Below are 11466 nucleotides of genomic sequence, written 5' to 3'. Positions count from 1 at the left end.
GGGTCTCGGTACGTGGTGGTCACAGGTGATGTCCGTGGTCGAGCCGGGCGAGGGCTACGGCTCCCTGGCAGCCGTCGGGGACCCAGTCGAGGGCCGGCACAAGGGTGTTGAGGCGGGAGGTGACGGGGCCGTCGGGGCCGAGGAGGCCGCCGGTGGCGACGATCCGTTCGTCCGGTCGCGGCCGCAACGCCCGCACGGTGTCGGCGAGATGGGCCGCCGCCTGGTCGAGGAGCGCGCCCGCGACGGTGTCGTGCTGCCGCGCCGCCTCGGCCACCAGCGGGGCGAACCGGGCCAGCCGGATGGGAGGTTCGGCCATGACGGCGGGGAGCAGGTGCATACGGTAGGTCTCGCGCCCGGCCTCGCTCCAGGGGTCATCCGGCAGGCACTCCCCCGGTAGCTCCAGCGCCAGCCCGACCATGTGCGCGAGCAGCGTCGCCGGGCCCCGGCCGTCCGCCATGCGCAACGCGGCCCGTACCGCGCCGCGTCCGATCCAGAAGCCGCTGCCCTCGTCGCCGAGGAGCCAGCCGTCGCCGTCGACGGTGGTCGTGGCCCGGCGGCCGGTGACGCGCATCGCGACCGCGCCGGTGCCGGCGACCAGGGCGAGGCCGTCGGCTGGGGTGCCGGGGGCGGAGGCGAAGGCGGCCTCGATGTCGCTCCAGACGCCGAGGTGCCCGGCCGGGATGCCGAGGCGGTCCAGCGCGGCGGTGAGAGCGGTGCGGGCACGGACGGAGCCGGGGTCGTCGGGTGAGGCGGAGGTGGCGCCCGCGAAGCCGGCGGCGACCGCGACGACGCCGCCGCGCGCGGACGCGGGCACAGCGGCGGACAGCGCCTCGACGAGGTGCTCGACGAGCTGCGCCGACGGCACGGTCAGGGCGTTGCCCGGGCCACCGGCGCCCTCGCCCAGCACCGGTGCGGCCTGCTCCGCGGAGGCAGGCGCGAGCAGCGCGCGGGTACGGGTGCCGCCGGCGTCGAGGCCGACGACCAGACCCTCGTCGCGACCGTCCGATGCCACGTCTTGGTTCAAATCATTACCCATCGCCGACTATGGTGATTGATACATTCGCGCAGGACAAGGCCCCGGCCCGAGGAGGATCCCATCCGTACGCTCCGCTTCGGCGTCAACTACACGCCCCGCCACGACTGGTTCCACTCGTGGTACGACTTCGATCCGGGCCGCGCCCGCGAGGACCTGGCGCAGATAGCCGGCCTCGGGCTCGACCATGTCCGGGTCTTCCCTCTGTGGCCGCTGCTCCAGCCCAACCGCACCCATATCCGCACCTCGGCCGTCGACCAGCTCGCCCAGCTCGTCGACCTGGCAGGCGAGGCCGGGCTCGACGTCCTGGTGGACGGCGTGCAGGGTCATCTGTCGAGCTTCGACTTCTACCCCGAGTGGACCCGCAGCTGGCATCACCGCAACGTCTTCACCGACCCGGACGCCATCACGGCGCAGGCGGACCTGCTGCGCACCCTCGGCCGCGCCCTCACCGGCCGCCCTCACCTCATCGGCCTCCAGCTCGGCAACGAGCTCAACAACCTGGTCGAGCACAACCCGGTGACACCGGCCGAGGTCGACCACTACCTGGACACGCTCCTCGCCGCCGCCCGCGCCGGACTCGGCGCGCACGGACTGGTCACCCACTCCGCCTACGACGCCGCCTGGTACGGCGACGACCACCCCTTCACCCCCGAGGCCTCGGCCCGCAAGGGCGATCTGACCACCGTCCACCCCTGGGTGTTCTCCGGCGACTGCGCCCGCCGCTACGGCCCGCGCTCGCCGCAGGTGCGTCATCTCGCCGAGTACGGAACCGAGTTGGCGAAGGCATACGCCACCGATACGGCCCGCCCGGTGTGGGTCCAGGAGACGGGCGCGCCCGAACCGCACATCCCGGCGGCCGACGCCCCGGAGTTCGCGCGGGCGACCGTGCGCAACGCGGCCGAGTGCGAGGGACTGTGGGGCGTGACCTGGTGGTGCTCCCACGACGTGGACCGCGCGCTCGCCGACTTTCCCGAACTCGAGTACACGTTGGGCCTGTTCGACGCGACCGGCCGCCCGAAGCCGATCGCCGAGGCCCTGGCGGAAGCGGTCGCCGAGCCGCACACCGCGCAACCCCGTGACACGGCGCTGGTGTTGGACTGCACGCCGGGGACCCGGTCGGTGTCCGGGCCGGGCGGCGAGTACTTCGAGGCGTGGATGCGGATGCGGGCGCAGGACGGGGTACGCCCGGCGGTCGTACTGGCCGAACGGGCCGAGGACGAAGGGTATTTGGCGGCTCGCGGAATCAAGACCGTACTGCTGCCGGGCCTTTAGGCACCGGCTCCCGTCAACGCCTCTGCGATCGCCCTGAGGTTCACCCGCCCTCGCCCGTACGAGCAGAGGTCGCCGCCCTCCGGCAGGCCGGTGTCGATGCGGATCGTGTCGGGGCGCCGGGCCAGAAGGGCGTCGCGGAGCCGGGCCTGCCAGGGGTGCAGGCCCGCGTCGCAGGTGGCGAGGACCAGGGGCCGGTCGCCGCCCAGGATGCCGTCGGCCAGGGCGGCGGGGTCGGCCGGTTCGCCGGTGACGGCCGTGCCGGCGGCCGTGGGGTCGAGGTCGAGGACCGGCGTCAACAGATCCTCGCCGCCCCAGTTCAGGGCGGGGTGCGGCGGCGGGAACAGATCGACGACATGGACGCCGCGGTCGGCGCACGGCACACCCCGGCCGCCCGCCGACCGCCGTACGGCACGGCGTGCGGCGTCCAGGCCGGCCCCCGCGTCCCAGGGGGCGATCGCACCGGCCGGAGTGGCGTACCGCTCGGCGAGCCGCCGCACCCGTTCCGCCGCCTCCCGCACCCGGTCCTCGGGCAGCACCCCGGCGCGCAGCGCGTCGAGGACGGCGTCCCGGCAGGCCAGGGTCACCTCCAGATCCGGTACGGCGACGATGACCTGGTCCGCTCCGGCGGCGAGCGCGATCCGCGCCCCGGCCGCCTCGCCGTACTGATCGGCGATCGCCTTCATCTCCAACGCGTCGCTGACCAGGACGCCGTCGAAGCCGAGGTCGTGCCGGAGCAGGTCGCCGAGGATGCGGCGACTGAGGGTGGCGGGGCGGTTGGCGTCCAGGGCGGGGTAGACGACGTGGGCGCTCATCAGCATCGGCACACCCGCGGCGACGGCGGCGCGGAACGGTTCGAGGTCGACGAGGAGTTCGTCGTACGGCCGCGGGTCGACGGCCAGGCCGTGGTGGCTGTCGGTCTCGGTGCCGCCGTGGCCGGGGAAGTGCTTGGCGCAGGAGGCGATGCCGCGCCCCTCGGTGGCGGTGATCCAGGCGCGCAGGTGCCGGGCGGCGACCTCGGGGGCGGCGCCGAAGGAGCGGGTGCGCACGATCGGGTTGTCCGGCCGGTGCTGGAGGTCGGCGACAGGGGCGTACGAGGCGGTGATGCCGAGGGTCGCCAGATGGCCGGCGAGGGCGTCGGCGCAGCGGGCGGTGAGGTGGGGGTCGTCGGCGACGCCGAGGGCGTAGGAGCCGGGGGCCTCGGGCGCGCCCGCCGCCACCAGGTGTCCGATGCCGCCCCCCTCGTTGTCGATGGCGACCAGCAGATCGGGCCGGATCGCCCGCAGCGCGTCGGTGAGCTCACGGACCTGCTCCGCGTCGCGCACGTTGCGGGTGAACAGGATGACCCCGCCGAGACCCCGGTCGATCAGCCGTTTGAGGGTGTCGGGGAAGGTCGTGGTGCCGTCGAACCCGGCGACGAGACAGCGGTGGGCCGCCTCGTCCAGGTCGGACGGGAGGAGGGGGCCTTCGGGCGTGTGCGCTGCGTGGGTCACCCTCGCGATTCTTCTGGTTGGTTCAGCCGGAAGTCAACATGGGTATGGATTGTTTGATTCATCCCCGGTGATTCGGCTCGCGGACACCCGGGGGTCACACGGCCGGGGCACCTTTCGCTCGTCCCCGTACCGCACCTCCGCACCTCCGCGCCTCCGCACCTCCGCTCCACCCCGCTCCCTTCCCCCGCCTCCTCCCCGCCCGTTCCCCCGCGGGCGCGACGCGGAAGGACGACGTGTGCCGTGACCCTGCTCCCGCTCGAAGAGCTGCCCCGCCCACTGCCCGCCGCCGCCCCCGGACCCGTTCCCGCCCGCCTCCTTCGCACCGCGCTCAGCCTGCTGCCGCTGCTGCTGATCGGCGCCTGGGCCGTGATCGACCGGCGTTCCCTGTCCGACAGCACGGCGAGGCTGGCCTCGGCCGACCCCTGGTGGCTGCTGGCCGGGGTCGCCTTCACCCTCCTCACCTGGGTGTCCGCCGCCTGCGTACGGCAGGGCGCCCTGCCGGAGCGACTGCCGCCCGGGCTGCTGCTGGCGTCCCAGTTCGCCGCCGGCGCCGCCAACCACGTCCTCCCGGCGAGCATCGGCGCCCACGCGGTCACCCTGCGCTTCCTGCAACGCCAGGGCGTCCCGCTGCCCCGCGCGACCGCTTCGCTCGCCCTGTACTCACTGGTCAGACCGGTGGCGAAGACCGTGGTCCTCATCGCCTTCGTCGTCCTCTCCCCGGGCCTGCTGAGGCCGGCCGACCTGATCCCCGACGGACGGACGCTGCTGGTGCCGGTGACGGCGGCGGGCCTCGTCGCGCTCACGGCGGCCCTGCTCCTGGTCTTCGCCCGTCCGGTGCGCGGTTTCGTCCGCACCGCCCTGACCGACGTACGCCTGCTGCACACCCGTCCGTCCCGGGTCCTCGCCCTGTGGGGCGGGGCGGCCGCGGCCCCGCTCCTCCAGGCCGGGGTGATCTTCTCGGTCGGCGCGGCACTGGGCCTGCCCCTGACCTGGACGCAGGTCGCCTTCGCGTTCCTCGCGGCGAGCACGGCGGTCGGGGCGATACCGGCGCCGGGCGGCATCGGGCCGGTGGACGCGGCGCTGGTGTTCGCGCTGGTCGGCTTCGGCGCACCGACGGGGCCGGCGACGGCGACGGTCGTGGGCTACCGGGTACTGACGGTGTGGGTGCCGTTGCTGCCGGGGGCGTTGGTGTTGTCGGCGCTGGTGCAGCGGAAGGTGCTGTAGGCGATGTCATCGCCCGGGAGATCACGCCACCCGCTCCTTCTCCCGCCCCGCGTCCCGCATCCGCCCGTACGCGTACACGCACCCGGCGAGCGCCAGGTCGGACAGCAGCATGAAGCCGATCGAGTAGGAGTTCTTGGCGCTGTACACGGCTCCCATGACGAGGGGCGGTACGAATCCGCCGAGGCCGCCGACCGCGCCGACGATGCCGGTCACGCTGCCGACCTGCGGTTGCGGGGTGACCCGGGCGACCAGGGCGAACACCGCGCCGCTGGTCGCGCCGAGGGCGGCGGCCATCACCAGCAGGCAGATCGTGGCGGTCGGCACCAGCGTCGGGTCGAACGCCTGGACGACAGCGAGGAGGGCCACGACGCCCAGGGAGACCGAGGTGACGACGGCCGGGTGGATCCGGTCCGACAGCCAGCCGCCGATGGGCCGGAACACCACGGCGACCAGGGCGAACCCGGCGGCCCTGGTGCCGGCGTCGGTGGCGTCGAGCTCGTACCAGGTCTTGAGGTAGGTCGGCAGATAGACGCCGAACGCGACGATGCCGCCGAACCCGATGGCGTACAGGGCGGACAGTTCCCAGGTCACCCGGAGCCGGCCGGCCTCGCGGAGCCGGGTGGTGAGGGGCGTGCTGGGGACGGGCCGTCCCGGCCGGTCGTTGATGAACAGGTAGGCGAGGACGGCGTACGCGGCGAGGGCGATGGCGAGCACGAGGAAGGGCAGGTTCTCGCTGTGCTTGTACATCCGGGGGGTGAAGTACCCGGACAGCGCGACACCGCCCATGCCCATGCCGAAGATGCCGAGAGCCGCACCCCGCTGCTTGGGCGGGAACCACGAGTTGACCAGCGGAACACCGATGGCGAAGGTCGTGCCGCCGAGGCCGAGGACGAAGCCCACCAGGACCAGCGCCACATACGACGTGTGGGCGGGGATGAGCAGCAGCACCGGAATGATCGTCAGGGCACTGACCAGCGGAAACATCAGCCGGGCACCGTAGCGGTCGGTGAGCGCGCCGACCGGGACGCGGCCGAGCGAGCCGACCAGCACGGGGACGGCGACCAGCTCCGACTGGGCGAAGGACGACATGTGCAGGTCGTCGTCGAACTGGCTGGCCAGCGGTGCGATCAGGTTCCACGCCCAGAAGGTGAGCGTGAAACCGATCGTGGCCACGACCAGGTTCCGCCAGGCCGCGGCGGAGGGCCGCTCACCGTCGCCCGGGCCGGGGGCCACCTTGTCCTTGCCGGCCGTCGACACACTGACCATGAACTCGCTCCCGGACTCCGCACACGGATCTTCACGGACATGCACCGAAAGCTCCGGCCACTCGGGGTCAGCGGAGCCGACGCCCCTCCATGAGGTCACGGGGGCGACGGACCGGCAACTCAGGGGTTCGGTCGTCCTCGTCGTCGTTGTTGTCGTCGTTGTTGTCCTCGCGTGCCGGGGTATTCCCCGGCAGAGCACCATGTGACATATTACTGTCGTGAGCATGCGACTGACCTGCGATGTCGTGGTCGTCGGGGCAGGGATGGTGGGCGCGGCCTGTGCCCTGTACGCGTCCCGGGCGGGCCTGGACGTCACGGTGGTCGACCGTGGCCCGGTGGCCGGTGGGACGACAGGGGCCGGGGAGGGCAATCTGCTCGTCTCCGACAAGGAGCCGGGGCCCGAGCTCGAACTCGCCCTGCTGTCGGGCCGGTTGTGGGCCGAGCTGGCGGCCGAGCCAGGGCTCGGAGCGGCGTTCGAGTACGAGCCCAAGGGTGGCCTCGTCGTCGCCTCCGCCCCCGAAGGACTCGCCGCGCTGGAGAGGTTCGCGGCCGGACAGCGGGCCGCCGGGGTGGATGCGGTGAGCGTGGCCGCCGATCAACTCCGTTCCTACGAGCCGCACTTGGCGCCCGCGATGGAAGGCGGCGTGCACTACCCCCAGGACGCCCAGGTCATGCCCACTCTGGCCGCCGCCCATCTCGTACGGGCCTCGCGTGCCCGCCTGTTGACCGACCGCACGGTGACCGAGGTACTGCGCGGCGCCGACGGTGCCGTACGCGGTGTCCGGACCGACCGCGGCGACCTCCACGCCCCCGCCGTCGTCAACGCGGCCGGCACCTGGGGCGGTGAAGTGGCCGGGCTCGCGGGCGTCCATCTCCCCGTCCTCCCCCGACGCGGCTTCGTACTGGTCACCGAGCCGCTTCCGCGCAGGGTGCGGCACAAGGTGTACGCCGCCGACTATGTGGCCGACGTGGCCAGCGACTCGGCCGCGCTCCAGACCTCGCCGGTCGTGGAGGGGACGGCCGCGGGGCCGGTCCTGATCGGCGCGAGCCGGGAGCGGGTCGGCTTCGACCGGTCCTTCTCACTGCCCGCCGTACGGGAGTTGGCGGCGGGCGCGACACGGTTGTTCCCGTTCCTGGCGGACGTCCGGGCGATGCGCACCTACCTGGGCTTCCGCCCGTACATGCCCGACCATCTGCCCGCGATCGGCCCCGACCCCCGGGTCCCCGGCCTCTTCCACGCCTGCGGGCACGAGGGCGCGGGCATCGGACTGGCCACCGGTACCGGTCAGTTGATCGCGCAGACTCTCACCGCGAAGACGCCCGACCTGGATCTGACGCCGTTCCGTCCCGACCGTTTCCCCCGCGCCGAGGAGGCGTCGTGAATCCGCTGGAGTCGTCGTGAATCCGCTGGAGCTGACGCAGGCCCGCCCCGGCCCCGCGTTCACCGTCACCCTCGACGGCCGCGCGGTCGAGGCGCTGCCCGGCCAGACGGTCGCCGCCGCGCTGTGGGCGGCCGGGATCACCTCCTGGCGCACCACCCGGGGAGAGGGGCGACCCCGAGGTGTCTTCTGCGGGATCGGTGTCTGCTTCGACTGCCTGGTCACTGTCAACGGCCGCCCAGGTCAACGGGCTTGCCTGGTTCCCCTGCGACCGGGCGACACGATCCGCACACAGGAGGGGACGGGCCACGATGACTGACGCGGGCCGAGAGACCTCACCGCTGCCGCATCTCGCCGTCATCGGCGCCGGTCCCGCCGGTCTCACCGCCGCGCTGACCGCTGCCCGGCACGGCGTGCGGGTCACCCTCGTCGACGCCGCGCCCGAGGCGGGCGGCCAGTTCTACCGGCAGCCCGCGCGTGCACTCGGGGCCCGGCACCCAGAGGCGCTGCACCACCAGTGGCGCACCTGGGAGCGGCTGCGTGAGGGGCTGCGCAGACAGCAACAGGCGGGCAAGCTGCTGCACTTGACGGACCATCATGTGTGGCTGGTGGAGCGGCGCCGCGACGGTTTCACCGTGCACGCCCTGCTCGGACCGGAGCAGGAGCAGCCCGTCGAGGTACGGGCGGACGCGGTCCTCCTCGCCACCGGCGGCTACGAGAAGGTGCTGCCCTTCCCCGGCTGGACCCTTCCCGGAGTCGTCACGGCGGGCGGCGCGCAGGCCATGCTCAAGGGCACCCTCGCCGTCAGCGGGCGCACCGCTGTGGTCGCCGGGACGGGGCCGCTGCTCCTGCCGGTCGCGACCGGGCTCGCGGCGGCGGGCGTCCGGGTGGCGGCGCTGGTGGAGTCCGCCGATCCCCGAGGCTTCGTACGGCGATCGCGCGCACTGTCCGCCCAGCCCGCCAAGCTGGCGGAGGCCGCCGAGTACGCGGCCCGGTTGCTGCGGCACCGGGTGCGCACTCTGGTCCATCACACCGTGGTCGAGGCGCACGGCACCGACCGGCTGGAGGCGGTCACGGTCGCCGCCCTCGACGGGGACGGGCGGGTCAGGCCCGGCACCGAGCGTCGTATCGCCTGCGACACCCTCGCCGTCGGCCACGGCATGGTGCCGCACACCGATCTCGCCCAGGGCCTTGGCTGCCGGATCGACGGGGCCGCGGTGCACGTGGACGACGAGCAGCGCACGGACGTGCCGGGCGTGTGGGCGGCGGGCGAGGCCACCGGGATCGGCGGTGCGACCCTGTCCCTCGCCGAGGGGCACCTCGCGGGGCGATCGGCCGCCGCCCGTCTGACCGGGGCGGTACCGGACCCGCGCGACGGGGCTGGGGCCGCCCGGACCCGAGCGGCGCTGCGGAGGTTCTTCGAAGCGCTGGACGACGTGTACGCGCCGCCCGCGCACTGGGCCGAGCAGGTCAGCGACGACACCGTGGTGTGCCGCTGCGAGGAGGTCACCGGCGGGGCGATCCGTGAGGCGGTCACGGGGCTGGGAGCCGGGGATCTGCGGACCGTGAAACTGCTGACGCGGGCGGGCATGGGCTGGTGCCAGGGGCGGATGTGCGAATCCGCGGTCGCGGGGATCGCCGGCTGCCCGGACACGCCCGCCCGACGGCTGCTCGCCCGGCCGGTGCCGCTCGGGGTGCTCGCGCGAGCCGGGGACGCCGACGTCCCTCGGGGCACGTAGAGACCGCTCGTCCATCGCCCTTCAGTGCTATGTCACACCCCATCCCCATCCACACGGAGGAACCCCCGATGACCACCACTCCCCACCCGCCCCGCCCCTGGCGCGGTGTCCTCGTCGCCACCGCCCTCCCCCTGCGCGACGACCTGTCCGTCGACCACGACGCCTACGCCGCCCACTGTGCCTGGCTGGTCGAGAACGGCTGTGACGGCGTCGTACCGAACGGCTCGCTCGGCGAGTACCAGGTGCTCACCCCCGAGGAGCGGGCCAGGGTCGTCGAGACGGCCGTGGCCGCCATCGGGGGCGAACGGGTGATGCCCGGTGTCGCCGCCTACGGCTCGGCGGAGGCCCGCCGCTGGGCCGAGCAGGCGCGCGACGCCGGATGCGCCTCGGTGATGCTGCTGCCGCCCAACGCCTACCGCGCCGACGAGCGTTCGGTGCTCGCGCACTACGCCGAGGTCGCGAAGGCGGGCGTACCGGTGGTGGCGTACAACAACCCCATCGACACCAAGGTCGACCTGGTGCCCGAACTCCTCGCCGAACTCCACGCCGAGGGGTACATCCACGCGGTGAAGGAGTTCTCCGGCGACGTCCGCCGCGCGTACCGGATCGCCGAACTCGCCCCGGACCTGGACCTGTTGATCGGCGCCGACGACGTCCTGCTGGAGCTGGCCATCGCGGGCGCCAAGGGCTGGGTGGCCGGCTACCCGAACGCGTTGCCGCGCGCGACCGTCGAGCTGTACCGGGCAGCCGTCGCCGGTGACCTCGGCACCGCGAAGAAGCTGTACGAGCAGCTGCACCCGCTGCTGCGCTGGGACTCGAAGGTCGAGTTCGTGCAGGCCATCAAGTTGTCCATGGACATCGTCGGCCGTCCCGGCGGCGCCTGCCGTCCGCCGCGGCAGCCCCTGCTGCCGGAGCAGGAGGCCGCGGTCCGCTCCGCCACCGAGCAGGCCGTCGCCGCCGGACTCGCGTAACCCCCGCGTCTCACCGAGGAGTTCGGACCATGCGCAGCAAACTCGTCCTGCACGCCGTCGACTCGCACACCGAGGGCATGCCGACCCGGGTGATCACCGGCGGTATCGGCACCATTCCCGGCGCGACGATGAACGAGCGCCGGCTGTTCTTCCGTGAACACCGCGACGACATCAAGCAGTTGCTGATGAACGAGCCGCGCGGACACTCCGCGATGAGCGGCGCGATCCTCCAGCCGCCGACCCGCCCCGACTGCGACTGGGGCGTGGTCTACATCGAGGTGTCCGGATACCTCCCCATGTGCGGGCACGGCACGATCGGTGTGGCGACGGTGCTCGTGGAGACCGGCATGGTCGAGGTCGTCGAGCCGGTCACCACCATCCGGCTGGACACCCCGGCGGGTCTCGTCGTCGCCGAGGTCGAGGTGGCGGACGGGGCGGCGAAGTCGGTCACCCTGCGGAACGTGCCGTCCTTCTCCGTCGCCCTCGACCGCAAGGCCACGCTCGCCGACGGGCGGACGGTGACCTACGACCTGGCGTACGGCGGCAACTTCTACGCCATCCTGCCGCTGGACCAGTTCGGCCTGCCCTTCGACCGCGCCCGCAAGGACGACATCCTCACCGCCGGGCTGTCCCTCATGGACGCGATCAACGCCGAGGAGGAGCCCGTGCACCCCGAGGACCCGTCCATCCGCGGCTGCCATCACGTCCACCTGATCGCACCGGGTGCCACCGCCCGCCACTCCCGGCACGCGATGGCCATCCACCCCGGCTGGTTCGACCGCTCCCCCTGCGGCACCGGCACCAGCGCCCGCATGGCCCAGCTGCACGCGCGCGGTGAACTCCCGCTGCACACCGAGTTCGTGAACGAGTCCTTCATCGGGACGAGCTTCACCGGCCGTCTTCTCGGCACCACCGAGGTCGCCGGCCGCCCGGCCGTGCTGCCCAGCTTCACCGGCCGGGCGTGGATCACGGGCACGGCCCAGTATCTGCTCGACCCGAGCGATCCGTTCCCGGCCGGGTTCGTGCTCTAGAGCATCTGGAACTCCTTGTCCCCGGCCGCGTGGATACTGGTGGTGCGTGACATTGCATA

General features: G+C 73.2%; 10 protein-coding genes. 7 read left to right on the top strand and 3 right to left on the bottom strand.

Annotation, left to right across the window (positions count from 1 at the left end):
• Positions 1–19: 19 nt before the first annotated feature.
• Positions 20–1036, bottom strand: coding sequence for an N-acetylglucosamine kinase (locus ACIHIX_RS06795; protein ID WP_399950779.1), 1017 nt, complete (start codon positions 1034–1036; stop codon positions 20–22).
• Between the two features lie 15 nt (positions 1037–1051).
• Between ACIHIX_RS06795 and ACIHIX_RS06790 the strand changes: the two genes are divergently transcribed.
• Positions 1052–2308, top strand: a complete 1257-nt coding sequence (locus tag ACIHIX_RS06790) for a glycosyl hydrolase (RefSeq protein ID WP_399950776.1) — start codon at positions 1052–1054, stop codon at positions 2306–2308.
• On the opposite strand, the gene ACIHIX_RS06785 is transcribed toward ACIHIX_RS06790, so the two are convergent.
• Positions 2305–3798, bottom strand: coding sequence for a glycoside hydrolase family 3 N-terminal domain-containing protein (locus ACIHIX_RS06785; RefSeq protein WP_399950773.1), 1494 nt, complete (start codon positions 3796–3798; stop codon positions 2305–2307). The two genes, ACIHIX_RS06790 and ACIHIX_RS06785, sit on opposite strands and share 4 nt — an antisense overlap.
• Before the next feature lie 240 nt (positions 3799–4038).
• Between ACIHIX_RS06785 and ACIHIX_RS06780 the strand changes: the two genes are divergently transcribed.
• Complete coding sequence (locus ACIHIX_RS06780) at positions 4039–5022, top strand: YbhN family protein (RefSeq protein WP_399950770.1); 984 nt, start codon at positions 4039–4041, stop codon at positions 5020–5022.
• Between the two features lie 21 nt (positions 5023–5043).
• On the opposite strand, the gene ACIHIX_RS06775 is transcribed toward ACIHIX_RS06780, so the two are convergent.
• Positions 5044–6288, bottom strand: a complete 1245-nt coding sequence (locus tag ACIHIX_RS06775) for a nitrate/nitrite transporter (protein WP_399950767.1) — start codon at positions 6286–6288, stop codon at positions 5044–5046.
• A 217-nt stretch (positions 6289–6505) separates the two neighbouring features.
• Between ACIHIX_RS06775 and ACIHIX_RS06770 the strand changes: the two genes are divergently transcribed.
• From ACIHIX_RS06770 to ACIHIX_RS06750, 5 genes are all read left to right on the top strand, one after another.
• The gene (locus tag ACIHIX_RS06770; protein ID WP_399950764.1) at positions 6506–7669 is read left to right on the top strand and encodes an NAD(P)/FAD-dependent oxidoreductase; all 1164 of its coding nucleotides are present in this window, start codon (positions 6506–6508) and stop codon (positions 7667–7669) included.
• Positions 7670–7685: 16 nt separating this feature from the next.
• Positions 7686–7985: a (2Fe-2S)-binding protein gene (locus tag ACIHIX_RS06765; RefSeq protein WP_399950761.1), complete on the top strand. Its 300-nt coding sequence runs from the start codon at positions 7686–7688 to the stop codon at positions 7983–7985.
• Complete coding sequence (locus ACIHIX_RS06760) at positions 7978–9405, top strand: FAD-dependent oxidoreductase (protein ID WP_399950758.1); 1428 nt, start codon at positions 7978–7980, stop codon at positions 9403–9405. Before ACIHIX_RS06765 ends, ACIHIX_RS06760 begins: the two co-directional genes overlap by 8 nt.
• A 68-nt stretch (positions 9406–9473) precedes the next feature.
• Positions 9474–10376 (top strand): dihydrodipicolinate synthase family protein, encoded by a 903-nt coding sequence (locus ACIHIX_RS06755; protein WP_399950755.1) that lies wholly within the window; start codon positions 9474–9476, stop codon positions 10374–10376.
• 29 nt (positions 10377–10405) lie between these two features.
• Positions 10406–11407, top strand: a complete 1002-nt coding sequence (locus tag ACIHIX_RS06750) for a proline racemase family protein (RefSeq protein ID WP_399950753.1) — start codon at positions 10406–10408, stop codon at positions 11405–11407.
• Positions 11408–11466: the final 59 nt, after the last annotated feature.

It is taken from the genome of Streptomyces sp. NPDC051913 (genome assembly GCF_044593635.1).
Lineage (GTDB): Bacteria > Actinomycetota > Actinomycetes > Streptomycetales > Streptomycetaceae > Streptomyces.
This window is presented reverse-complemented; position numbering and strand designations above follow the sequence as displayed.